This window comes from Kosakonia sp. MH5 (genome assembly GCF_009935945.1).
In the GTDB taxonomy this organism is placed as follows: Bacteria; Pseudomonadota; Gammaproteobacteria; order Enterobacterales; family Enterobacteriaceae; genus Kosakonia; species Kosakonia radicincitans.
This window is the reverse complement of sequence record NZ_QODH01000016.1, coordinates 14,793-37,910: the sequence shown is the minus strand read 5'-3', so window position 1 is coordinate 37,910 and position 23,118 is coordinate 14,793. Positions and strand designations below refer to the sequence as shown.

Annotated in this window: 33 protein-coding genes and 1 pseudogene; 5 read left to right on the top strand and 29 right to left on the bottom strand. The window is 56.3% G+C overall.

Annotation, left to right across the window (positions count from 1 at the left end; genetic code table 11):
* The first annotated feature begins 166 nt into the window (after positions 1–166).
* The 5 genes from ffh to rplS all read left to right on the top strand — a co-directional run bounded on the left by ffh (position 167) and on the right by rplS (position 3,925).
* Positions 167–1,528, top strand: a complete 1,362-nt coding sequence (gene ffh / locus DK872_RS25345; protein ID WP_035888381.1) for a signal recognition particle protein — start codon at positions 167–169, stop codon at positions 1,526–1,528.
* 392 nt (positions 1,529–1,920) lie between these two features.
* Positions 1,921–2,169 carry a 30S ribosomal protein S16 gene (rpsP, locus tag DK872_RS25340; protein ID WP_007370708.1) on the top strand — a complete coding sequence of 83 codons (249 nt, stop codon included), beginning with the start codon at positions 1,921–1,923 and terminating at the stop codon, positions 2,167–2,169.
* Between the two features lie 18 nt (positions 2,170–2,187).
* A complete protein-coding gene (rimM, locus tag DK872_RS25335) occupies positions 2,188–2,736 on the top strand; it encodes a ribosome maturation factor RimM (RefSeq protein WP_071921214.1) in 549 nt (182 codons plus the stop codon).
* 30 nt (positions 2,737–2,766) lie between these two features.
* Positions 2,767–3,534 (top strand): tRNA (guanosine(37)-N1)-methyltransferase TrmD, encoded by a 768-nt coding sequence (gene trmD, locus DK872_RS25330; RefSeq protein WP_007370710.1) that lies wholly within the window; start codon positions 2,767–2,769, stop codon positions 3,532–3,534.
* A 43-nt stretch (positions 3,535–3,577) separates the two neighbouring features.
* Positions 3,578–3,925, top strand: a complete 348-nt coding sequence (rplS, locus tag DK872_RS25325; RefSeq protein ID WP_002914145.1) for a 50S ribosomal protein L19 — start codon at positions 3,578–3,580, stop codon at positions 3,923–3,925.
* A gap of 155 nt (positions 3,926–4,080) precedes the next feature.
* Here rplS and DK872_RS25320 read toward each other — a convergent pair whose 3' ends face one another.
* The 29 genes and pseudogenes from DK872_RS25320 to DK872_RS25185 all read right to left on the bottom strand — a co-directional run bounded on the left by DK872_RS25320 (position 4,081) and on the right by DK872_RS25185 (position 23,054).
* Positions 4,081–4,272, bottom strand: a complete 192-nt coding sequence (locus tag DK872_RS25320; protein ID WP_071531981.1) for an ogr/Delta-like zinc finger family protein — start codon at positions 4,270–4,272, stop codon at positions 4,081–4,083.
* A 74-nt stretch (positions 4,273–4,346) separates the two neighbouring features.
* Complete coding sequence (locus DK872_RS25315) at positions 4,347–5,489, bottom strand: contractile injection system protein, VgrG/Pvc8 family (protein WP_035888382.1); 1,143 nt, start codon at positions 5,487–5,489, stop codon at positions 4,347–4,349.
* Complete coding sequence (locus DK872_RS25310) at positions 5,486–5,947, bottom strand: phage tail protein (protein ID WP_035888383.1); 462 nt, start codon at positions 5,945–5,947, stop codon at positions 5,486–5,488. The genes DK872_RS25315 and DK872_RS25310 overlap by 4 nt, the downstream gene beginning before the upstream one ends.
* Positions 5,944–7,656 (bottom strand): phage tail tape measure protein, encoded by a 1,713-nt coding sequence (locus tag DK872_RS25305; RefSeq protein ID WP_035888385.1) that lies wholly within the window; start codon positions 7,654–7,656, stop codon positions 5,944–5,946. Before DK872_RS25305 ends, DK872_RS25310 begins: the two co-directional genes overlap by 4 nt.
* Positions 7,649–7,768 carry a GpE family phage tail protein gene (locus DK872_RS25300; RefSeq protein WP_061493592.1) on the bottom strand — a complete coding sequence of 40 codons (120 nt, stop codon included), beginning with the start codon at positions 7,766–7,768 and terminating at the stop codon, positions 7,649–7,651. Before DK872_RS25300 ends, DK872_RS25305 begins: the two co-directional genes overlap by 8 nt.
* 32 nt (positions 7,769–7,800) lie before the next feature.
* Complete coding sequence (locus DK872_RS25295; protein ID WP_035888387.1) at positions 7,801–8,082, bottom strand: phage tail assembly protein; 282 nt, start codon at positions 8,080–8,082, stop codon at positions 7,801–7,803.
* A 62-nt stretch (positions 8,083–8,144) separates the two neighbouring features.
* Complete coding sequence (locus DK872_RS25290; protein WP_007370716.1) at positions 8,145–8,663, bottom strand: phage major tail tube protein; 519 nt, start codon at positions 8,661–8,663, stop codon at positions 8,145–8,147.
* Positions 8,664–8,675: 12 nt separating this feature from the next.
* Positions 8,676–9,857, bottom strand: a complete 1,182-nt coding sequence (locus DK872_RS25285) for a phage tail sheath protein (RefSeq protein WP_007370717.1) — start codon at positions 9,855–9,857, stop codon at positions 8,676–8,678.
* A gap of 129 nt (positions 9,858–9,986) precedes the next feature.
* Positions 9,987–10,580: a tail fiber assembly protein gene (locus DK872_RS25280; RefSeq protein WP_071921212.1), complete on the bottom strand. Its 594-nt coding sequence runs from the start codon at positions 10,578–10,580 to the stop codon at positions 9,987–9,989.
* Positions 10,580–11,701: a phage tail protein gene (locus DK872_RS25275; RefSeq protein WP_071921211.1), complete on the bottom strand. Its 1,122-nt coding sequence runs from the start codon at positions 11,699–11,701 to the stop codon at positions 10,580–10,582. Before DK872_RS25275 ends, DK872_RS25280 begins: the two co-directional genes overlap by 1 nt.
* Positions 11,702–11,906: 205 nt before the next feature.
* Complete coding sequence (locus DK872_RS25270; protein ID WP_071921210.1) at positions 11,907–12,503, bottom strand: tail fiber assembly protein; 597 nt, start codon at positions 12,501–12,503, stop codon at positions 11,907–11,909.
* Positions 12,503–13,541, bottom strand: a pseudogene (locus DK872_RS25265) (phage tail protein). The gene DK872_RS25270 and the pseudogene DK872_RS25265 overlap by 1 nt, the downstream one beginning before the upstream one ends.
* Positions 13,542–13,699: 158 nt before the next feature.
* Positions 13,700–14,725 carry a phage tail protein gene (locus DK872_RS25260; protein WP_071921209.1) on the bottom strand — a complete coding sequence of 342 codons (1,026 nt, stop codon included), beginning with the start codon at positions 14,723–14,725 and terminating at the stop codon, positions 13,700–13,702.
* A gap of 154 nt (positions 14,726–14,879) precedes the next feature.
* A complete protein-coding gene (locus DK872_RS25255) occupies positions 14,880–15,488 on the bottom strand; it encodes a phage tail protein I (protein ID WP_007370724.1) in 609 nt (202 codons plus the stop codon).
* Positions 15,481–16,389: a baseplate assembly protein gene (locus DK872_RS25250; protein ID WP_007370725.1), complete on the bottom strand. Its 909-nt coding sequence runs from the start codon at positions 16,387–16,389 to the stop codon at positions 15,481–15,483. The genes DK872_RS25255 and DK872_RS25250 overlap by 8 nt, the downstream gene beginning before the upstream one ends.
* Positions 16,390–16,393: 4 nt before the next feature.
* Positions 16,394–16,741, bottom strand: a complete 348-nt coding sequence (locus DK872_RS25245; protein WP_007370726.1) for a GPW/gp25 family protein — start codon at positions 16,739–16,741, stop codon at positions 16,394–16,396.
* A complete protein-coding gene (locus DK872_RS25240; protein ID WP_035888404.1) occupies positions 16,738–17,373 on the bottom strand; it encodes a phage baseplate assembly protein V in 636 nt (211 codons plus the stop codon). Before DK872_RS25240 ends, DK872_RS25245 begins: the two co-directional genes overlap by 4 nt.
* Positions 17,374–17,460: 87 nt before the next feature.
* Positions 17,461–17,928, bottom strand: coding sequence for a phage tail protein (locus DK872_RS25235; RefSeq protein WP_035888407.1), 468 nt, complete (start codon positions 17,926–17,928; stop codon positions 17,461–17,463).
* Positions 17,891–18,136 (bottom strand): Rz1-like lysis system protein LysC, encoded by a 246-nt coding sequence (gene lysC / locus DK872_RS27690; protein ID WP_233218433.1) that lies wholly within the window; start codon positions 18,134–18,136, stop codon positions 17,891–17,893. Before lysC ends, DK872_RS25235 begins: the two co-directional genes overlap by 38 nt.
* Positions 18,024–18,449: an Rz-like lysis system protein LysB gene (gene lysB / locus DK872_RS25230; protein WP_161518945.1), complete on the bottom strand. Its 426-nt coding sequence runs from the start codon at positions 18,447–18,449 to the stop codon at positions 18,024–18,026. The genes lysC and lysB overlap by 113 nt, the downstream gene beginning before the upstream one ends.
* A complete protein-coding gene (locus DK872_RS25225; protein ID WP_007370732.1) occupies positions 18,446–18,955 on the bottom strand; it encodes a lysozyme in 510 nt (169 codons plus the stop codon). The genes lysB and DK872_RS25225 overlap by 4 nt, the downstream gene beginning before the upstream one ends.
* On the bottom strand, positions 18,939–19,160 hold the full coding sequence (locus tag DK872_RS25220; RefSeq protein WP_035888412.1) for an HP1 family phage holin: 222 nt from the start codon (positions 19,158–19,160) through the stop codon (positions 18,939–18,941). Before DK872_RS25220 ends, DK872_RS25225 begins: the two co-directional genes overlap by 17 nt.
* Positions 19,151–19,354 carry a tail protein X gene (locus tag DK872_RS25215; RefSeq protein ID WP_035888416.1) on the bottom strand — a complete coding sequence of 68 codons (204 nt, stop codon included), beginning with the start codon at positions 19,352–19,354 and terminating at the stop codon, positions 19,151–19,153. The genes DK872_RS25220 and DK872_RS25215 overlap by 10 nt, the downstream gene beginning before the upstream one ends.
* A 198-nt stretch (positions 19,355–19,552) precedes the next feature.
* Positions 19,553–19,738 (bottom strand): hypothetical protein, encoded by a 186-nt coding sequence (locus tag DK872_RS25210; protein WP_035888419.1) that lies wholly within the window; start codon positions 19,736–19,738, stop codon positions 19,553–19,555.
* 71 nt (positions 19,739–19,809) lie between these two features.
* Positions 19,810–21,783, bottom strand: coding sequence for a replication endonuclease (locus DK872_RS25205; protein ID WP_007370736.1), 1,974 nt, complete (start codon positions 21,781–21,783; stop codon positions 19,810–19,812).
* Entirely contained in the window at positions 21,784–22,005 is a 222-nt protein-coding gene (locus DK872_RS25200) for a TraR/DksA family transcriptional regulator (RefSeq protein WP_007370737.1), read from the bottom strand. It abuts the gene before it with no gap.
* Entirely contained in the window at positions 22,005–22,232 is a 228-nt protein-coding gene (locus DK872_RS25195; protein WP_007370738.1) for a DUF2732 family protein, read from the bottom strand. The genes DK872_RS25200 and DK872_RS25195 overlap by 1 nt, the downstream gene beginning before the upstream one ends.
* A gap of 67 nt (positions 22,233–22,299) precedes the next feature.
* The gene (locus DK872_RS25190; RefSeq protein WP_035888424.1) at positions 22,300–22,638 is read right to left on the bottom strand and encodes a DUF5347 family protein; all 339 of its coding nucleotides are present in this window, start codon (positions 22,636–22,638) and stop codon (positions 22,300–22,302) included.
* A 38-nt stretch (positions 22,639–22,676) separates the two neighbouring features.
* On the bottom strand, positions 22,677–23,054 hold the full coding sequence (locus tag DK872_RS25185) for a hypothetical protein (RefSeq protein ID WP_007370740.1): 378 nt from the start codon (positions 23,052–23,054) through the stop codon (positions 22,677–22,679).
* Positions 23,055–23,118: the final 64 nt, after the last annotated feature.

The following is a 23,118-nucleotide window of genomic DNA, read 5'->3' as shown; positions in this document are numbered from 1 at the left end:
GGATGTCGGCAGTTGACTGAAGAAGAAAGAAAAGCAGTATAACGTCAGGCGACGTTGGCTCCAACAGTTGCATCACATACAGGAGCAATGTCTTCATGTTATACTCCGGCAAATTTCTGTAATGCGTCGCCCTGGCGGCCAACCGTATCACCTCAGGCGAGAGACAATGTTTGATAATTTAACCGATCGTTTGTCGCGCACGCTGCGCAATATCAGTGGCCGTGGACGCCTCACTGAAGACAACATCAAAGATACCCTGCGCGAAGTGCGCATGGCGCTGCTGGAAGCGGATGTTGCGCTGCCGGTAGTGCGTGACTTTATCAACCGCGTAAAAGAGAAAGCGGTTGGTCATGAAGTTAACAAAAGCCTGACGCCGGGTCAGGAATTCGTCAAAATCGTCCGTAACGAACTGGTTGCGGCGATGGGTGAAGAGAACCAGAGCCTGAACCTCGCCGCGCAGCCGCCGGCGGTAGTGCTGATGGCTGGCCTGCAAGGTGCTGGTAAAACTACCAGCGTCGGTAAGCTCGGTAAGTTCCTGCGCGAAAAGCACAAGAAGAAAGTGCTGGTCGTTTCGGCGGACGTTTATCGCCCGGCGGCGATCAAACAGCTGGAAACGCTGGCGCAGCAGGTTGAAGTCGATTTCTTCCCGTCTGACGTCGCGCAAAAGCCGGTCGATATCGTTAACGCGGCGCTGAAAGAAGCGAAGCTGAAATTCTACGACGTGCTGCTGGTGGATACCGCCGGTCGTCTGCACGTTGATGAAGCGATGATGGACGAAATCAAACAGGTTCATGCCGCGATTAACCCGGTGGAAACGCTGTTTGTTGTCGATGCTATGACCGGTCAGGATGCGGCGAACACGGCGAAAGCCTTTAATGAAGCGCTGCCGCTTACCGGCGTAGTGCTGACCAAAGTGGACGGCGACGCCCGCGGCGGTGCGGCGCTGTCGATTCGACACATCACCGGCAAACCGATTAAGTTCCTCGGCGTCGGCGAGAAAACCGAAGCGCTGGAGCCGTTCCATCCGGATCGTATTGCCTCGCGCATTCTCGGTATGGGCGACGTGCTGTCGCTGATTGAAGATATCGAGAGCAAGGTTGACCGTGCGCAGGCTGAGAAGCTGGCGAACAAGCTGAAAAAAGGCGACGGCTTCGATCTGACCGATTTCCTTGAACAACTGCGCCAGATGAAAAACATGGGCGGTATGGCAAGTCTGATGGGCAAGCTGCCGGGCATGGGGCAGATCCCGGACAACGTCAAAGCGCAAATGGATGACAAAGTGCTGGTGCGGATGGAAGCGATCATTAACTCGATGACGCTGAAAGAGCGCGCCAATCCGGACATTATCAAAGGCTCCCGTAAACGCCGTATCGCAGCAGGCTGCGGTATGCAGGTGCAGGATGTGAACCGTCTGCTTAAACAATTCGACGACATGCAGCGCATGATGAAGAAAATGAAGAAGGGCGGGATGGCGAAGATGATGCGCGGGATGAAGGGGATGATGCCGCCAGGCTTCCCTGGGCGCTAATAAACGGCCTGGCTTTTTTGCTATTTTATTTTGGTGCCGGGGGTTGCTCGTCATCCTCACGTACTGCGTGTAAAACAAGGATATAAGGCTATCTTGTTTGCCATTTTAGCTCCGGGGTGTGCCCGACAAAACACGAACGTGTTTTGAACGCCCTTTAGGGCGGCCCCGGAGGGCGAGCGGAGCGAGTAAATGCTCACGTACTCCGTGTACGCTCCGCTTTCTGCGCACACGCCGGAACTAAACTGGTTGCACCGATATATGCCTTATTCTCCTTGTTTACTTTATCCTGATTGCAATTTCCCCAAAAATCAGTAAAATTTTCGGGCTTTTAATATGACGCCGGGCTCCGTTCCTCGATGGGGCCTGGTGTTTTATTCACACAAGAGGATGTTATGGTAACTATTCGTTTAGCACGTCACGGCGCTAAAAAGCGTCCGTTCTACCAGGTTGTTGTGACTGACAGCCGTAATGCACGCAACGGTCGCTTCATTGAGCGCGTTGGCTTCTTCAACCCGATCGCTTCCGAGAAAGAAGAAGGCACCCGCCTGGATCTGGATCGTATTCAGCATTGGGTTGGCCAGGGCGCTACCGTTTCCGATCGCGTTTCCGCGCTGATCAAAGAAGCACAGAAAGCAGCTTAATCTGTCACGGTGGTCATGATGAGCAAGCAACAAACCGCAGCGGTCCTTGCTGAGCCAATTATTGTCGGCAAACTGGGGTCTTCTTACGGAATTCGTGGTTGGCTCAGAGTGTTTTCCTCCACCGAAGACGCCGAAAGCATTTTTGACTATCAGCCCTGGTTTATCCAGAAGGCGGGTCAGTGGCAGAGCATTGAGCTGGAAAGCTGGCGCTACCACAATCAGGACATCGTCATCAAACTGAAAGGTATTGATGACAGAGATGCAGCGAATTTGCTGACGAATTGCGAAATCGTCGTAGATTCCTCGCAGTTGCCGGAACTGGAAGAGGGTGACTACTACTGGAAAGACCTGATGGGCTGCCAGGTAGTGACTACTGAAGGTTACAGCCTCGGTAAAGTCGTCGATATGATGGAAACCGGGTCTAATGACGTTCTCGTCATCAAGGCAAACCTGAAAGATGCATTTGGTATCAAGGAGCGGTTGGTTCCGTTCCTCGATGGGCAGGTTATCAAGAAAGTCGATCTCACTACTCAAACCATTGAAGTAGATTGGGATCCTGGTTTTTAAACCTCCGGATATACGGTAAAAGACGGCGCTATGTGGATTGGCATAATTAGCCTGTTTCCTGAAATGTTCCGCGCGATTACCGACTACGGGGTAACTGGCCGGGCAGTAAAAAATGGCCTGCTGAGTATCCAGAGCTGGAGTCCGCGTGATTTCGCTCATGACCGGCACCGTACCGTGGACGATCGTCCTTACGGCGGCGGACCGGGGATGTTAATGATGGTGAACCCGTTGCGGGACGCCATTCATGCAGCAAAAGCCGCGGCGGGTGAAGGCGCCAAAGTGATTTATCTGTCGCCTCAGGGACGCAAGCTTGATCAAGCGGGCGTTAGCGAGCTGGCTACCAATCAGAAGTTGATTCTGGTGTGTGGTCGCTATGAAGGGATAGATGAGCGCGTAATTCAAACCGAGATTGACGAAGAATGGTCTATCGGCGATTACGTTCTCAGTGGTGGTGAGTTACCAGCAATGACGCTGATTGACTCGGTTTCCCGGTTTATTCCGGGGGTACTGGGGCACGAAGCATCGGCAACGGAAGATTCCTTTGCTGATGGGTTGCTGGATTGTCCACACTACACCCGACCTGAAGTGTTAGAAGGGATGGAAGTACCGGCGGTATTACTGTCGGGGAACCATGCTGAGATACGTCGCTGGCGTTTGAAGCAGTCGCTGGGCCGTACCTGGCTTAGAAGACCTGAACTTCTGGAAAACCTGGCTCTGACTGAAGAGCAAGCAAGGTTGCTGGCGGAGTTCCAACGAGAGCACGCGCAACAGCAACACAAACATGATGGGCTGGTGTAATACACCCCCGAATATCAGTTTACCCAGGATAAGAGATTAAATTATGAGCAACATTATTAAGCAACTTGAACAAGAGCAGATGAAGCAGGACGTACCTTCCTTCCGTCCGGGTGATACCGTGGAAGTGAAAGTATGGGTTGTTGAAGGTTCCAAAAAACGTCTGCAGGCATTCGAGGGCGTGGTTATCGCTATTCGTAACCGCGGTCTGCACTCTGCATTCACTGTTCGTAAAATTTCCAACGGCGAAGGCGTTGAGCGTGTCTTCCAGACTCACTCTCCGGTAGTTGACAGCATTGCTGTTAAACGTCGTGGTGCTGTACGTAAAGCTAAACTGTACTACCTGCGTGAGCGTACCGGTAAGTCTGCTCGTATTAAAGAGCGTCTTAACTGATAAAACGCGCGCGCAACATCCAAAGCGTGTTATAGAACAAGGGGTTAGCGTAATGCTAACCCCTTTTTTATTGGCGATGGCGGCAGAATGGCGGCAGCGGATCGCCGTGGCGACAGGCAAAAAAAAGCCTGCTGGCGCAGGCTGAGGAAAAGCAATTATCGCGTTGAATGGGGAGAGGCTTCTGTCACCGGCGGTCGGACAATGTAGCGCGCCAGCGACTCGTGGGTGACAAATGTGCAGCCACACTGGATGTTCTGACACTGATGGTAGCGCTCTTTGGTTTCGGAACTCAGGTAGCGGCTTGAGCGCGCATGCGCCGCTTGCTGGCATACCGGGCAATGCATCATGGTGGGTTCTCCCTCGTTAACATGCTGCAATAATAAACTCATAGCTTGCAAATGCAAACTTTAAATCGCATTTGCTATTTATTCTGCACATCATATTGTCCCTCCTCGATTTTGACCTCCAAATCAAGCTTGCTGACAAACCCATTGTTATCCAGGCTGTGCGTCACTTTTTTAATCGTCCATGCCGTATCGTCAATGACCGTCTTAAAGCCAGAGACCCGCACCGGCGTTTCCGGGGTGATGTCGGTACGTCCCCGCGCCAGCGTGAGGGAAAAGGTGGCCGTATTACGTTGAATGTAATGCCACAGCCCATCAGCTGCCCTTTTCGCTTCCTCTTTGCTGGCATAGACGGTCGACATGCCATAGACGTTATCGGCACTCCCGGCAACGTAAACCGGCTTTTCGCTTTGCTCTGCCGTAGGTGTCACCGCCTGGGGATGCTCTGTACTGGCAGGGGGTTGCGCAGTGGTTTTACGTTGTAACTGCACTTTTTGCGTCTGATTTTTTGGCTTTTTGGTATCAAGCCAGCGCGCCGTCACGCCGGTGTAACTTGAGCGGTCGGCAATATTAAAACTGTGTTTATCACCGTCGCTGCGCTGAATGACAACCTGCGGGAACGCTTCGCCCTTTGCATTCAATCCCCGTCCTGGTTTAATCAGCATCAGTTTGTTCCATTTCACCGTCAGTTCGGCACCGTTACGCACCGCCAGGCGGTGCAGGAAACTGGCGTCCGATTCCATCGACTGGTCGATATGCGCAATCTTAATCCTCTTCAGTGATTCGGCAACGCTGGCTTCCAGCCCGCAGCGTTTAGCAATCTCCTCAACAATGGCGCCCAGCGTGGTGTCATGCCACGACTGCTCATGTTCTTTGTTGAGTTTGCCGTTGAAATCCGCACTGCGTCCGATCACCGTCACCTTATCCGGCGCACCATCATGCTTAACCTGATCGATAACAAACTCACCCAGCCCGACCAGCGCATAGCCCTTTTCGCCGATAAATACGCGGATTTTCGTGTCGCGCTGCGGCAACTGAATATCGCCATCGGCGTCACTCAGCACCAGTGTCAGCGTATCAGCGGTGAAACCACGGTTATCTTCGATAGTCAGGCTGATAAGCCGGGGGGCAATATTTTCGGTGATATCTTTACCGTCCAGCATCAGTAAATAAGCAGGGCTGCTGACCTGCGCCAGCCCATTGGTCAGCGCATCGATCATAGGTCGATCCCCAGCGTTTTTCTTGCCCTGGAATAGAGCTCTTCGCCCTGCTGGCGAATATCGCCGAACATGGCGGCCAGCGACTCATCCACCCGCTTTAAGCTCAGTGTGAAGGAAATTTTGCGGGGCGAACCGTCGCTGTAGTACTCGGAGCCGTTGTCCTTCAGGCTTTCGATAGCAAACATGCCGTAAATGGTTCCCGTTCCGTCAATCAGCGGCCACGCTTTCCCCTGTTCGGCCATTGTGCGCACGACATCCAGCGACTGCAGGCCGCCGGTCAGCTCCGGATAGAGGTCACCGCCAAGAACGATGGTCTCTTCGCCCGGGCCAAGGTACTGAAATGCCGCGCGTTTACCGACGCGGCTATTGGAGGCCCAGTTATATCCGGCCGTGCGGTTCATGGTGGTATAGGGCAGTGTCTGCCGCATAAATACAAAAAGTCCCAGCGCCAGCATCATGGTGCATAACCTCCTAACGCGTTGAATTGCGAGAGCGCATTGTCGCGCTTATTGTTTTCGTACTGTTCGAGCAGCTCCATCAGGTGGCGGCTGTTATCGCTGCCCGGTGAAACATCGCCCTGTAGCGTTACGTTGATATCCGTTCTGCTCTGGTCAACGTAGGAACCACCGCCAGCCGGTTTCGCTGCCTGATAATTGTTAAAGCCAGGCATTGCACTGGTTGGCTGAATGTAGCTCTGGCTGCCGCTGGCATCTGTCGGCGGTTTCGGTACCTCGAGCACCGGTTTTTTGTCGATAATCCCGAGTTTTTCCAGTACCCAATTCAGGCCGCTGCCCAATATTTTTACGCTCTCAATCACCAGCGCGATGGAGCCAGAGAGCATCTGGCCGAAATAGAAACCCGCTTTTGCGCACTGGTTCAGCGTTTCCTGGCTGGCCTGAACGGGGGTAATCAGATCGCTGAAGAGTTGTTTGATGTTCTGCAAGCCGTTGCCGATGAGATCAAACAGCGGTTGTAGCGGCGCAAACAGTCCGGCGAGCGGAGCGAACGCGGCGCCAATCCCGGCCATTACACCGCTAAAGAAAGCGCTGATTGGCTGCCACCAGGTGTAAATGGCCAGCGCGGCGGCGGCAACAATGGCAATCACGCCGACAATCGGCAGCGTGAGCGAACCAAGCACCGCCATAATCCCGCCGCAGACGGTAGTAAAGACGCTGCCAAAAGTGGTCGCAATGGTGATCAGCGTGCTGATACCCGTAAAGACCGGCGCGATAACGCCCGCGACGGTGCCAATCGCCCCGGCAACGCCGACCACGACAGTGGCAATCATGCCGAAGGTTTGCACCAGCCCCTGGTTGTTCTGCACCCACTGTTGCAACTGCCCCAGATAAACCGTTGCCGTTTGCACCAGCTGGCGCAGGGAGGATTCTTGCGTACTGAAAATATCCACGCTCAGCGACTGATAAGCACTTTGCAGTGCCTGTAAATCGGTACCGAGATTGCCCGCCTGCGCGCTTACCGCACTTGCCGGGTTACTTACTTCACTTTCAGACTGCGCCGGCGCGCTATTTTTCAGCGATTGCTCATAGCCCGGCTGCAGGAGTTTTTTGCCGATGTTGAAGCCAGAAGTGGCGACGGCCATTCCGGTTTTGCCCACCGCGGAGACTTTCCCGGCGATGCCCTGAATCGTTTGCTGGCCCGCCTGGATTTTTTCCGCGCGTTTTTGCCGGGTCTTCTGTTTCAGCGCCTGCTGCTGCGTGACAAGCTGCGCGCGATGATCGCTGATCTGGCTTTGCAGTTGCAGTTTCGCCGCCGCCGGTGCATTCGGCTCAATGCCTGCGCGCAGCAGCGTTAAACGGTGGTCGATCACCGCTCCGCGTGCCGTTTCGTGCTGTTGCGAAAGCGCGGTTGCACGCTCCTGCGTGAAGTTTAGAATGCTGGCGTGGCTGCGCGTCGGCGGGCCTTGCTCCGTCAGCTTTTGCGCGCGCAACTGCACGGTTTGCAGGCGCAGGCTGAGTGCCGAAAGGGATTTTTCGGCCTGCGTTAAACCCTCAACCTGGGCAAGCTGGCTGTACAACCCGCGCAGATTTTTCTCCGTCTCTTTGATACCCGCAGCAAGCGAAACATTCGCCGTTTGCAGGTTTTTAAACGGGCGCGTCGCCTGGTCAACAGCCGTGAGCAGTGCGTCAATATTTGTGCTGTTACTCATGTGTGTTTCCGCTTCGCTGAAGCGCCTTTTCGCGCCATGTGATGAGTTCGCTCAGACTCAGGGGGTAGAGTTCTGATGGCGGCCAGTGAAAAATCACCGCGATATCCGCCATCAAATCGTCAACCGACAGGTTGGCCGGAAAACTTACTGTACCGAAACCGGCGACAAAAAACCGACCACCTTGCCTGCCAGCGCGACCATATCCGCCAGATCCAGCGCCGCCACTTCCTGTTCGGTCAGGGAAGGCGAGGTGATACGCGGCAGCACTTTAATCAGCGCATCCACTTCAGCATTCGCCACTGCCGCCAGGCTCAAACCGCGCAGGGTGCCGGCATTCGGTTTCATCAGGGTAACGGCGTTGATAAGCTGTTCGCCGCGTTTGATCGGCGTTTCCAGGGTAACGACGTTATCAGTTTCGTTGCTCATAAAATCCTCGTGATTGCGTTAGCGAAGGGAAGTCCCGGCCAGACTGGCTGACCGGGCAGGGGTTACAGGCCGATATTGCGGCGGTGCTGTTCGAGACGATCGACGCCGTTCACTTTTTCGATCATGTTGATGGTGTCGATTTCCACCAGTTCCTTGCCATCCATCGTCAGTTTGAAATAAGTACAGACGACAGAGATTTTGGACTCGGTATCTTCGCCCGGCTTGTTCTCGCCGGTGTCGATCTCTTTCTGACGACCGCGCATCACCACTTCAACGGCGACCGTTTCACCGGTGTCATCGCGCTGGTAGGAACCAGCAAAGCGGATCGGCACCGCATCGGCGCTGGTTGCGCCATACAGTTCCCAGATAGCCTCATCCGGGAAGCCGCCCAGCGACCACTCCATTGCCATGGCGTCGTCATCAAGACCCATATCAATCGGCGCGATACCGTTCATGCCTGCGCCACGGTAGTTCTCCAGCTTGCGGGTCAGTTTCGGCAGCGTGATGGATTTTGCGATCCCCTGATAGCTGTAGCCATTGAGGAACACGTTCATATATTTCAGTTTTCGCGGCATTGCCATTTATCAGGCTCCTTAATTGCTGTTGACCGAGGAGACCAGATTCGCCAGATATTTATCGGTGATGCGCTGGCGTAAGGTCAGGTTTTCCAGTGGCGGCACCGGCGTATAGTCGTAATCGATATACAGTTTCCCGGCTTTCAGGGTCTCGGCGTCATTGGCGCTCTCGTCGAACCAGCAGGTGGCATCAACGATGTAACCGTTGCTTTTCAGTTCGCGGAACTTGGCGTTGATACCGTCGATGATGTCGCGGATAAGCGTCGCGGTGATCGGTTTGTCGACCGCCCACATATGCGCATCTGCCATGGTGTCGGCGATAACCTGCGCGGTGCGGGTGTAGTTTTCAAACAGAAACAGCGGATCGTCGGAGCAGGTACGGTTGCCCCAGAAGCGGAAGCCATCTTTGCGAATCAGCGTCGTCACACCCGCTTCGTTCAGCAGGTCGGCATCGGTACCGGATTCCTGCAAATCCCAGAAGACCGGGGTGCTGATGCCGGTGACGCCATTCACGCCAACGTTGGACAGCGTTTTGTGCCAGCCGACAGACTGGTCGATATACGCACGCAGGCCAAGTGCGCGGGCGGTAGCGTAGGCAGTTGCCGTCGCGTTCGCCACCGTATCCCAGGCGAGAAAATCCGGCCAAATCACCATCAGCTCGCGCTGGCTGAAGTTCTCGCGATACTTAATCGCATCGGAAATGGTTTTGCAGCCCCAGGCGCTGACATAACCGAAGGCGCGCAGCTTCTGGCAGACTGGCGCCAGTGCGGTGGCGACTTCCTGCGTGTCATAACCCGGCACGCCCAGAATACGCGGTTTCACGCCGGTGACGGCTTCGGCGGTCAGCAGCGCTTTCAGGCCGGTGTATTTACCGTTTTCATCGGTGGTGCCGATGATGTTGGAAATCGTCTGCGCCTGCGCATCATCGCCGCTGCCTTCAGCGACGCGCACAACGACGATAACCGGTTTCGCCTGGTCGGCAATGGCTTGCAGCGAAGAGGCCAGCGTACCTTTGGTACCCGCTTTGGCGATGGCGCTTTGCACGCTGGTGACAAGCACCGGTTCATTCAGTGGAAAGGTTGCCGCATCGGCATCGCTGGCAGTACATACCATGCCGACAATGGCGGTTGAGACAGTGGAAATGACGCGCGTGCCGTCGTTGATTTCGACGACCTGAACGCCATGATGATAGTCACTCATCCGTTTAACTCCGTGGTGTTGGGGTGAGTGCTATTCTCCAGGCCGCAGCGGCGCAGCGCTATTTATCGGGGTTGGGGCGAGGATGAAACAACAGCGGGCGATAAAAAAAACGGGCCGTAGCCCGTTGAATTATGCTGGTTGAGTGGGCCAGGTGATATTGGGCGCACTGGAGAGGTCAATGGCGTTTATGGCATCGATATAATCCAGAACCTGGTCGAGCCGGTTTTTTTCTTCGTCATTCAACGTCCTGCCCGCCTGCAACTTAAGCTGGATAACGCTGATTGATGACATCGCCGTATCGATATGTTGTTGACGAAGTGCCTGCGCATCCTGAACCGCGGCTACGTGTTGTGCTTCGGCGTCCGTAATCCATGCGCTTCCGTCCCACTTGTCATAGGGCGTTGCGGGCTCAATGGCAACAAATCCGTCTTTAAGCGGGCCGATATAATCCACTGTTGAGGCGCTAAGATCGGCCGTGGAATAGACGGTTTTTCCCCGATGATCTTCTTTCTGCTCCCACTCACTCCCCGTAAAGACAGCCACACATCCCTCAGCAACGGCACCGGGAGTAATGTCTGTTGAACCGGCGGGAAGACCAACGCCGATCGCTAAAAACTCTTCGCTGGAACCCGTAAATTCGCCGGTTTGCGCAGAAAAGCTGTAAGCCGTGATGTTTCCTGCTGTGGTGGCGATTTTTGCTTTATCCAATACTGCTGATGTCATTATGCAGCCCTCACAATGTAGTTAAAGGCGATGTTGCGCGGACGGTTTTCTGCTGCGGTAGGGACGGAAAGTGATGCGCTAAACGCCACACCATACCCACCAGCTTGCTGTGCAACAGAACCGCCGCCATGCGTAAATCCACTTGAACCATATAAAGCCCCTTTAGCATCCTGCTCGTACCCGTAGGGGGCAACCATAGGCATACTGCCGGTAATATTGCGTATAGCATCGCTCTGTGCGCTAAGTAAGGTTCTGCTTGCATCAACCCCGCGTCCATCATCCCAGCCGCGAATAAATTCCCCTCGCAAATCAGGTAATACAAGGTTTGGATACGCCACAGCCAGCTTCGGGTATTGCGCTGCGGTGAATGCCGCGCCGTTACATTTCAGCCAGCCTGCCGGCGGTGTCGCCGATGACCAGGGAATGGGCACACCAATCGGCAGAGCTGAACCGTCACCCAGGTTCAGCGTTGATATTGCTGCTTTAACAAAAGCGGTGGTGGCCAGTTGCGTATCGTTTGCCGTTTGCGCTGCAGTGGGGGCTTTGGGTGTTCCGGTCAGTGTGGGGCTGGCAATCGGCGCATACTGAGTATGCGGGTTGCTGGCTGCAATATGCTGGTTCAGCAGATTATCGGCCCAGGCTTTTACCTCGATAACCTTGTCATCGACATATTTGCGTGTCGCCAGTACCACTGACGGATCAATTTTTAGCGTGATGGCTGCGGTAGAGGAAACAATCAGCGCCATACGAATCGTCTGCGTGCGCCCGCTACCTTCGCCTAACAGCGGTTTGTAGGTTTCCGGGCAGTTGGCGACAGCAATCAGTACGCCATCGTCGTCAAAAAGACCCAGCTCGCGGATCCAGTATCCCCCTTCGTTTTCCGGGATCACCTGCTCAGCGATAATTTGATTGGCGTCCTCGGTATCAACAGTCAGTGTATTTACTGCGCCGATGCGTTTCTGATTAATCAACTGGGTTTGTGCCGGGTCTGGCGTGGGCAGGCTGCCGTTGCCATCGCCAACGGCCATTTGCGTAATATGGATTTGGGTGCCCAGCGCGGTGGCGTTCGCCAGCTTCGCCACGCCCTGATTGGTCAGGATGGCAAAATATTTTACAGTCATGCGTTCACTCTCAGGTTATCGATTGAGTAAACGGTATTGTCCGGGGTACATTGGGGCGAGGCCTATCAGTTAGGGTTGGTTGCCGGGCGATACAACTCTTAGGAGAATGACCTGCTGGCGATTGCGCCTTATCAGGCCTGTGGGGCGTTCAGGTCGGGGAAGCGCAGCGCCAACTCGACAAAAAACGGGCCGCGGCCCGTTGGTATTATTGCGGCTGTTCAGGCCAGCTGATATCAGGTGCGCTTGTGGTATCGACAGCCTGCACGCCCTTGATGTACTCCAGCCATCTCACCAGGCTGGCTTTGTCGTCGTCGCTGATAATGCCGAGTTGTAGCTCGGTCTGCCACACGCTGATACTCTCTTTCCCCTCTTTCAACCGCTGCGTTTTGTTCTGTTCAGCTTCCGCTATCAGCGCGGTTTTTTGCGCGCTTTCATCGGTTACCCAAGCGCTGCCATTCCAGACGTCATAAGGCGTAGCCGGAACAAGCGTGGTGACATTCGCCGGGTAATCGCCCAGTTCGGTTATCTGTTTCCGTTCGCCGCTGTTGGTGTCATATACCGTTTCACCACGTGAGTCGTGAATGTATTCCCAGGTCTGCCCGGTAGCGTTGCGGCAGATGGCAAATCCCGCTTTCGCCGAAAGAGGCGCATCAAGCGCTGCGTTTGCCGGAATACCGACACCCACGGCGAGATATTCAACGGATGTAGAGAGGTATTCGCGGCTGGTCGCGTCATAGTTGTAAACGGTCACTTCCCCGGCACGGGTGGCTAAGCGGTTTTCATCCAGAATTGCGGTCAACATTATTGAGCCCTCACGATGTAGTTAAATGCAATGTTATGTGGACGGGTTTCCGCACCACCTGTGTTTTCCATGTAGATATAGGTATGGCAGCGGTTACCTGTTTGCCCGGTGAGATCCACTTTTTCACTGTTTTCATCGGTAAAGGCGACAATTTTCCCGGTGAGCGTGCCGTATTCATTAATAAATCGGTGGTTATGCGATCTCAACTCATCAGCCTGCGCTGAAAGCAGTGCTCGCCCGGCGTCCAGCCCGCGCCCATCATCCAGCCCGCGAATAAACTCGCCGCGCAGATCCGGCAGAACACCGGCCGGGTAGGCGGCTGCCAGCCGTGGAAACTGGGTTTTATCAAAGGACGCGCCGTTGCATTTAAACCAGCCGCCAGGCGACGGGCGAACCCACCGGTAAAATGCCGTCGTAGTCAGCAATAACATCGCGCACATATTTGGTGTTGGCGATCTGCTGTCCGTAGTTGCCAATATGCGTATCCGGCACCGTCGGCGTGCCGATAAACACCGGGCTGGCCAGCGGTGCGTACTGCGCATGCGGGTTAGCGGCTTTCACATGGTTGTTCATCAGGTCGTCGGCATACTGCCGCGTCGCCAGTACCACCGACGGGTCGATTTTCAACGTGACGGCAGCCGTTGATGAGACGGTGAGCACCATCCGAATGGTCTGCGTGCGTCCGCTCCCTTCCTGCATTTGCGATTTATACGTTTCCGGGCAGTTGGCGACCGCAATCAACACGCTTTCGTCATCATAGAGGCCAATTTCGCGGATCCAGAAACCGCCTTCGGTTTCCGGAATAAACTGCTCGGCAATAATCTGGCTGCTGTTATTAGGATCTACCGACAGTCGGTTCAGCGGCGCAATACGCTGCTGGTTAATCAGTTTTGTCTGCGTTGGGTCTGGCATCGGTAGTACGCCGTTGGCATCGCCAACCGCCATCTGCGTGAGATTAAGTTTTGTGCCGAGCGATGCGGCGTTTGCCAGCCTCGCAGCGTCCTGATTTGTCAGAATGGCAAAATATTTGGCAGTCATGCGTTAACTCTCAGGTTGTTTGGTGAAGAATGAACGGTGACGCTATTTTCCGTTCAGCCACAGGCGAACACCATTGATCGGCGTTGGTTGCCTGCTGACACAACGAGGGGGAATAAAAAAGCCGGACAAGCAATACGTTATCCGGCAAAACATGAGCCTCAGGCCGCGCGAACAATGTAGTTAAAGGCAATGTTGCGTGGACGGGCTTCCCCTGCAGTAGGTATCGTTGAAGGGATCGCAAATTTCAACGCATGTACCACGCGGTCCTGACCAGATGAACCGGAGGCATAGAAAGGCCCTGTCGCTGAATACAGGCTTGTTGCAAATACGCCTTTAGCAGTAGCTGCGCCAGCGGGACCACCGTAGATATCATCCACTGACCCGGTCATAGGCCTTATAGCATCCCCTTGGCTGCTCAGCAGCACGCGCCCTGTATCCACGCCGCGTCCATTATCCCAGCCGCGGATAAACTCGCCGCGCAGATCGGGCAAGTTCCCGGAGGTAAATACAGCCGCCAGTGCCGGGTAGAGGGTTTTGTTAAATGTGGCACCATTACACAGCAGCCAGCCGATCGGCGGTGTAGCAGAGGGATAAGGCACTGGTATACCTGGCGGTACGTAGGTGGCCATGTCTGCAACCTTGACATATTGCGCATGCGGATTGCCCGCTGCGACGTGTTGGCTCATCAGGTTGTCTGCATAGGTGCGCACCTCAATCGCTTTATCGTCAACATACTTACGCGTCGCCAGCACCACTGCCGGGTCGATTTTTAGCGTCACCGCGGCGGTTGATGAAACAGTGATCACCATGCGAATCGTCTGCGTGCGGCCGCTCCCTTCCTGCATCAATGGCTTGTAAGTTTCCGGGCAGTTGGCAACAGCAATCAGTACGCCTTCATCGTCGTAGAGACCGAGTTCGCGGATCCAGTAACCCCCTTCGTTTTCGGGGATTATCTGTTCGGCGATAATCTGGCTGGTGTTGGTGGGATCGATCGACAGGGCATTCAGCGGCGCAATTCGCTTTTGATTCACCAGCCGGGTTTGCGTTGCGTCGGGCGTCGGCAGTACGCCATTACCGTCGCCGATGGCGATTTGCGTCAGATTGAGCGAGGTGCCGATAGCGGTGGCATTCGCCAGCCTTGCGGCGCCCTGATTGGTCAGAATGGCAAAATATTTGGCAGTCATGCATATGCTCTCTGGTTGTTGGATAGTGAATGAACGGCGGAGCTATTTTCCGTTCAGCCACAGGCAGACGCTAATCAGCGGCGTTGTCGGTCCGCTGATACAACGAGGGAGATAAAACAAAACGGGCCGTAGCCCGTTTCAGCAGTGTGGCGGGTTATGAAATATAAACATCATCGATAAGATGGATGGCAGAAGCGGGGTAATACTCGCCGCCGACCACAATCTCTTCCGGCATGTAAGGATAAACCGTTAGCTCTTCACCGAGGTAACAACTGGCACCAACATAAAACTCGCCGCTGGTGCTCAGGCTAATGTTCAGTTCCGACAGATGGCGGCTCGCCGGTTTGGCATCATTGATAAGCCGCTCCAGCTCCTGGTACATCTGCTCGGTAATGCCATTCTCCTGCACGCCAATCACCAGCCGGAACGTGCCGGGTTCGGCATTCTCCTGCCACCATTCGCGTAGCTCAATCAGGTAGCCGAGTGGTTCAACAACGCGTCGTAATGAGCTAATGGTTCCCTTGTGTTGATGAACAAAAAAAGCAGAGGCGATAATTTTACGTTTGGTGGCCTCGGGCCAGCTGTAATCCCAGCGATCGACGGAGAGCGCCCACGCCAGGTAAGGCAGCAGCTCTGCCGGGCAGGTCAGCGGATCCCATAATGTGCGCAGCGGCACCGGTACGCGTTCGATTTGTGCCGCTGCCTCTGCCGTTGCCACCTCCAGAACTGAGGAGCCAACGGGCAACAGGCGGTCATCACTCATCGGTGCCTCCTGTATTAATGCTCCAGGCTGTGCAGTACGAAGCCTGGTTTTTCTCCAGCACCAGATCGCTTTGCGGCGAGCTCAGCTCCACGCGTTGTACACCTTCAACGTGCAGCGCAGCGTAAATGGCCGACTGGCGGATATCGCGGCCCAGTCGGCGCTGTGCGGAGATATAGGTCTTGAGTTGCTGTTCGGCGGCCTGACGAATCGGTTCCGATTCCGGCCCCGGGTAAAAATAGAGTGTGGCGTCAATCTGGTAGGGCACAATTTCCGCGCTTTGTACCGTTACGCGGTCGCCAACCGGGCGGACATCTTCTGCGTTCAGCGCCTTTTCAACGATGGCGATCAGTTCGTCGCTGGCACTGCCGTCGCCTTCGCGTGAGAGCACAGAGATGGTGATATACGCCGGGTTCGGGCTGATCACGGAGATATCGGCAACGCGACCATCGGCGCTGCGGCCGTGATATTCATAAGCGCCTTCCGGCCCGGCCACACTTAAGCCTTCAAAGGCCTGCTGCGCACGCAGTCGCAGGTCTTTATCTGATTCCATCACTGCGGCAGTCGGCGGGATGGTGCTGTCATCGGCAGGGGTGATCACCAGTCGCGCGGTATTGCTGTTAGCGGCAATCACATCAAGATCGTTACCGGCGGCGTACGCCAGCATCACCGCGCGGGCGGCTTCATTGACGCGCTGGCGCCACAGCACTTCGCGATAAGCGTTCTCTTCAAGAAACTTGGTCAGCGGCTCGGACTCCAGCGCCAGCGTACGGGCGATGGCCTCCTGCTCGTCGGCAGGAAACAGGGAAATGAGTGTCGCCTTGCGTTCGGCAAGAAGACCCTCGTAATCAAGTTCCTCAACCACATTGGGCGCGGGCAACTGGCTCAGATCGATAATCGGCATGGTTTTAACTCACTGGAAGGGTTAACGAAAGGGATTCGCCGGTACTGGCGAGCTGGCCGGTCAGATTGACAATCATCGTGCCGTCGAACTGACGTTCGGTTGTCACTGCGCTCAGCGTGATGCGCGGTTCCCATTTCAGCAGCGCCATATAGCAGGCGGCCTGAATCTGCAGCGCCAGCGCCGGGGTTTGTGGCTGGTCGATCATCTCAAACAGCAGTGAGCCGTAATCACGGCGCATGACCCGTGAGCCAACAGGCGTGCGCAGAATATCGCTGATGCTCTGGCGGATATGTTCGGTGTCGGTCAGGCGCTGGCCGGTGGTGCGGTCAAAACCGCTGTATTGCACTGTCATAGAGGCGCTCCTGTTGTACCGCCGCTGTCGCCGGGGTGTTGATGGGTATGCAGTACTTTGCCGTTAGAGGACAACGAACCGCCGCTGTGCGAGATATTGCCGCTCATCGTGCCGCCTTTTTGCACCTCCAGCGTGCTGGTAATGAGCTTGTTGGTACAGACTACTTCCGGGGTATCAAGCGTGATGCGGGTGGAGGCGACAACCTTCACTTCCGGCACACTGACGGTTACGGATTGGGAGGCGGTGATATCGGCGGTTTTAATGCCGCTGACTTTCAACGCGCTGTTTTGTGGTTCGTATTCGAACACCGCGCCATCGGGGAAGGCGACATGCCAGGCGTCCGCCGAAACGGAAGGCGCCGGGTTGTCGTCAGAAAAAATGCCCGGTAGCACAAAGGCGGTGTCGAGCTCGCCGCCGACCGCCAGCAGTAAAACCTGCTCGCCGACCGAGGGCGCCCACCACGTACGTGAATGTCCGGCGCGGTGGGTTAACCACTGCAACCACTGAGTGACGATGCCGCCTGTCTGCACTCGACAACGCCCGGAAGTCAGGTCGATGTCGACGATAATCCCGGTACGGATCATATTGCGCAGCGCGCGGGCCATTTCCTGGAGCGAGAGTTGTGTGTTCATAGCGGAAATGATGCTATGCGGCCCCGGCTTTGAAAAACGGACAAGGCTGTCCGGCTTTTGGCACAACGCGGGGCGCATTTGCGGGCGTTATGAAGCCCAGCGGCTCACCAGTTCGCCGTTGATATAGAGCTCAACCGGGCGGGTAACCAGCGCCGGCGGCAGCGGCTCCGGCAACGTCTCGGCGTGCAGCGCGCCATCCACTTCCGTCACTTTGGTGCGCTCGGTCAGTTGCAGGATAATCAGCAGATCCTGGGTGCCATCGCTGTTGGTCGTCAGCGACCAGCTAAAGCAGCCGCGCTGACCCGCTTCGACGGTGAGAATATCCGGCTGGTTGTCGCGCAGCCAGGCCATGATCGGCACAAAAATCGTATCGATATCGCCGGAAAAAGCGCTGACTTCGACGTTGAGGTTGAACTGTTTTTCAAACGACAGCGAAGGGGCAAACGTGGCGGTATTGCTGCCTTTGTCCACCCACAGCCGCAGCGTATCGGGGGTGTCGTGCAGCGCCGGGACAGCATCAGTCAGGGCTTTGCGCAGCGTGTCGGGTTTTAGCATTTATCTCATCCTGGCAGTGTTTAACGGTTTCGACTTGTAGCGCGCAGCTTTCCAGTGCGCGCTCAAGCTGACGGATATCGGCGCTTAAATCGCCGTTAGTTTGTGGATCGCTGCCCGGCATCGGACACAGGCTGACCTGCGGGCAGCGGTTGTAAACAGTGACCGGCAGAGGGGCAGGCGGGGCGCTGGTGCACCCGGCGCACAGCATCAGGCAACTGAGTGTTATACCAGCGGCGGAAGGCGTCATTTTCATGGAGTAACCTTGTGATGGTTTGTTCGCGGCGCACGGCCTGTTCGCTGGCGGCATTGAGCTGCTGACGCAGCGCCACCTGCGCCTGCTCGTTGTTGGCCGCCAGCGCATCAGCGGCGGCGCGCTGTGCTTTCAGTTGCGCGATGGTGTTGTTCTGCTCGCGCGTAAGCTGGGTGGATTGCGAAAGCGCGCTGCGCAGCACGTGGTTTTGCTGCACCAGCCATATTACGCCCAGCACTGCGAGCAGCAGGGCAATCAGCCGGGCGGTCATTTCACCCCCTTCAGGCACCAGGCGCGTTCGCGTTCGCGGCGGTTTTCCAGCCCGCGATTGCGATCGCCGTTGATAAACACCCAGCGCGGCAGCTGATTGCAGGCCTGTTGCCACTGTTTGTGGTTGATAAACCACACCAGCGTCGAACGGCAGGCGGCAGCGGTGCCGACGTTAAAGGCAAAACTGACTACCGCGTCATAGACCTGTGATGGCATGGCAACCGGCGCGCAGGCTGCCAGCCGTCGCTCAACGTGCAGTACATCGGCGACCAGATTCACCGCCGCCTCTTTTTCGCTGATATCCCGCGTTGGCGCGACGCCAGCGGTGTGGCCAATGCCGGATGTCCAGACGCCAGCGCTGCACTGGTATGGACGCAGACGACAGCCTTCCAGATCGGCAATCAGCGCCAGCCCCGGCTGCGAGGTGTGCAGTAAATGGAAATCCGGTACCAGCACCGCCAGTGCCAGCACCGCCGCAGCGCTGCAACGTTTAACGGGTAAGCCCATTCATCACCTCCTGGCTCATGGCGCAGGATTTCAGGAACAGATAGCTTTTGCGGCGGTAATACCAGTTCACGGCGACGGTGACGGCAACGCCCAGCGCGCCGAACCAGGCCGCGAAATCCTGCGGCGTCATCGCGCCGAAAAAGGTCAGCGCGACGCTTATCCAGTAGGCCAGCGACGAGGTGACTTTTTCGATAGTCAGGCCCATAGATTCACCGTTTCTGTCTGCGTCGGCGCCTGTGCTTCCGGCAGGTTTACCGGAGTGCCGTAAGGCAGAATCACGCCCAGATCGGCAAGGCCTGGATTGGCTGCCAGCACCGTTTCAACCACACCCTGGGTGTAGCCGTAATAGCGCAGGCAAAGGAGATCGAGCGTATCGCCCTGTTGTGTGATTACATTCATCGTTTCGCGTCTCTTACCGTCGGGAAGGATTTTTCCCACCGTTAAGTCTCCAGACCGGAGCAGGCGGACGCTATCTGTCGCCGCTGGCTGTACGCTGACACAACAGGGCGAAAGCAATGTGAAGTGGGGAGGGGCGGCCTGAAACAGTGCAGGTATGATCTGGCGCGCAGGCCGCCGTAACCGGCGGGTTTCCGGCGGCTATTCTGCCTGGTAAAAGATGTCTCTTTCCTGCGCAGTCGCGCTTTCGCTTTCCGCCATATCGGCAATCAGCCACAGTGCCATTTCCAGCTCTTCCTTTTTGCAATGGTGGAGCAGAGACAACTCGGCAATAAACCTTACGCACGCCCATTTCCGCTGGGCGCGTTCATTCCGTTCAGACACCATGAATCCCCTCATGAGTTCTTTACTGTATATTTGTACAGTATCATAGGCCGTTTATTGATGGGAAGCGAAAATTATTTCACTGCATCACTATGTTGCTGAAAGAGAAAACCATTATTCTGCTTCGCCCACGCTTTTGGTGCGGTTTGTCTCGTCAATTCCGGGTTATCGGGCGGTGGATCACTACAGCGGCTGGTGGGCCAGCGCGTACAGTTATTGACAGAACTCCAAGAGGGCGCAGGCGCGCCCTGAAGGTCAACCCCCGTTCGCTTCGGCACAATTTTCCATTTTTTCAGCCGCGTCAGCACCGGCGAACCGGCACCGACCTGGGTGTCATACACTCCGCGAATACGTACCGTGGTTTCGCCGTACTGGTTAAATTCGTCATCCGGCGCATACAGCGTGCGCACCTGCAAATCATCGCGACGAACAAACGGCCCGCCCTGAGCATTGACGTAGCCTGCCCAGTCCCCGGCATCGGCGGCATCGTGAACCAGTGCGAATTCCACGCTTAAGCCGCGAGCTGTTTTGCCATCGGCCATTTTTCTCAGCTCGCGATACACCGTCACCGGCGCGCCGCCAACAAACTGAAACTGGCGTATCCGCCAGCGTGCCGCCCAGGCGGAAACGGCGCAGGCCGTCTCCTGCAACGGTGCGCCGCTCTCATTATCGCGCTCACCTTCCAGCGCATACCCGTCAATATTCTTGGCGATATACTTCGCCACATAACCGGTGGCGCTGCCTTTTTGCGCATCGATCGCCTCGGCGTGAAAGCGGGCGCGTTTCGCCTTATCGCTGCGCAGCTCGTGGTGATCTTCTTCGCGGGCATAGTCGCCGAGAATTTCGCGCACGCGGCTGACATCCTGCGGCTGCATAAACAGCAGCAGATGCCAGTGCGGCGTGCCATCGTGATGCGGCTCAGCCACACGAATGCCGAAAATACGCAGCCCGTTACGATGCAGCCTGGCGCGGATCCTTGCCCACAGCCGGGTGAAATAGCCCTGCGTTTGCGCCGGGCTGGCACCGTTCCACTTATGATTTCGATAACCGGCGCGGGTGGTGGCGTGCCAGGCTGAAGGCGCGGTCAGGGTATAAAACTCGCCGACATAACCCAGCGACTGACAAATCGTTTCAAAGCCGCGAATGCGCGTCATCAGCTCGCAGCGGCGAATCGCCGGGTTGGCGACCGAGCCGTCATGCTTATCAATCAGGCTGATACGGTTTCCTTCCTCATCTTCCAGCTCCATGCTGTTGAGAAACTCGCGGTTACGGCGTTTCTGCTCGCGCCAGGCGCTGACGCAATCGTCGCTGGCATAGGGCCGTTTTTTCTTGCTGACGTTACCGAGTGCAATTTGCAAATGTTCGCGCCACTGGGCGGCGATGCGACGCAGATGGCCGCGCCACCAGACCTCACTGAACAGGCGGATCACCGCCGGGGCAATCTCATCAGCGCAGGCAACTTTACGGGTGACACGCTGCCAGTGCGGCGGCGTGACGTTAAATTGCAGCGCAATCATTCCGGCGTGCAGATACCAGCGGTGCAGGGTTTTCAGCTCTGCCGCTTCCGCGCTGTCGATGTTTGCCAGTTCGCCGCGAATAAAATGCGCGATGTCGGTCGCCAGCCGGTCAATCGCGCTTTTCGCCAGATCCGGTAGTTGGTTATAGCGGGCCAGCAGCGCCACCAGACGGCTCGCCAGATCCTGCTGGATGGTGGTATCAAAATGGCCATTGAACACGGCTCTGGAGAGGCGCGGGCTAAGCGGTTTGTGTTGGTAGCGCTGCGTCACCGCGTTTAGCCGTGGGATAGCGCGGTGAAAAAAGTGGCAGAGAAAGGCGTTGGCCCGCGCCGTACCGTGCGCCTGTTCCAGCACATCGATACGGCGGGTGATCGGAAAGCGGATGCACTCCGGTTGCAGCGCCAGCGCGTGGCGCGCCTGCTGCACCGCCGCAAAATGCTGGTTGCGACGGTGCAGTTCCGCGTGGGTGAGATACGGGCTGGCGATCGCTGAACGCGGCGCGTTCCACGGATAAGCCCACGAGACCGCCAATTAGCGCCTCCGGTAATGTTTATCTTTCAGTTCGGCGAGCTGCTGGCAACTGACACAGCAGGTCACGCCGGGCAACGCCATCCGCCGGGCCTGGGGAATCGGCGCATCGCAGCATTCGCAGGTAAGGCGTGAGGGCAACAGCAGGCGGTTACGCGCCTGGCGGATATAGCGCTCGCGATCGTCCAGCTCACGCTGCTGAACGAGATCCATTTCATCGGCCATCAGTGCAGCTCCTGTGCCTGGGTATCGATATGGCTGGCTTCCTGGCGCAGCAGTTCGGCGACGTCGCACCACTCAAGACGCCGGGTGGCGATAAACGCGGCCAGCGCCTCCAGCCGCCCGGAAATAATGCCGGCACAGCGCAGGCGTTCGTTGTTGCGGGCTTCTGCCAGCAGCAGCGCGATCTCTTCATGGCTGCGTACTGGATGGGGGGTAACATTTTTACGCATGGTATTTCTCCTGAAATTCGGGCAAAGGGAGGCCCGACGGGTTGACGTCATAGGTATGAAAAAGGGGTTACAGCGGCATGGTGAGCCGTTTCGGAAACAGGCTTACTACCACGCGGAAATGGTTCATCGCGGCAATCAGCGCCCGCTTCTCCTCAAGCGTCAGCGCATCCGGATGAAGCGCCTGACGCGCCGTGGGTACTCTGGCGAGAAAGAAGATCGCCGCCAGCGCCCGGCTGTTCTCTTCAAAGTGTTCATCCCGCTTGTCACGCAGCTCGTCGATAAAGCGCGCCACCTCGCGCCAGCTATCGCCCCAGAAGCGGCCGCGGATTTCCGCGATATGGTTCAGCCCGCTCAGGCGTTCTCCGGCGTTGAGCGGAAGCGTTGCGGTGGGTGAAGTGATCGCCATATTGCCTCCTGTTTGATTCTGAGTTTGCAAAAGCAAATTCAGCTAAACGAGGTGCCGGAACGACGGTCGAGATAACGACAGTCGATCGCCTGCTGGGTTAATTTGTCGCGCCAGGCCTGCACGTTGATCAGCGTGCGGCTGCGTTTACCGGCGTTTTCCGCGCTCGAATAGTCGCGGGTTGGTGCTTTCAGCAGAATGCCTTCGTCGAGCCATTGCCAGACCAGACGCTCGCTAATACCGCGCATGGCAGCGAAATCCCGCACCGTCATGGCATCGGACATCGCCGAGCGGATCAGGGTTTGTAATGTCGGGAGCAGGGCGGAGACCAGCTCATCCATCTGCCCATGGGTGAAATTCCTGGATTGCATTTGAGAGCCAGATAACGGATGCGACGGCGTTGATTTTGCATCTGACATATCGCATTATCTCCTGTTGTTTGAAATGTACTGCACTGCTGTGCATTTTGGTCGATGCACAGCA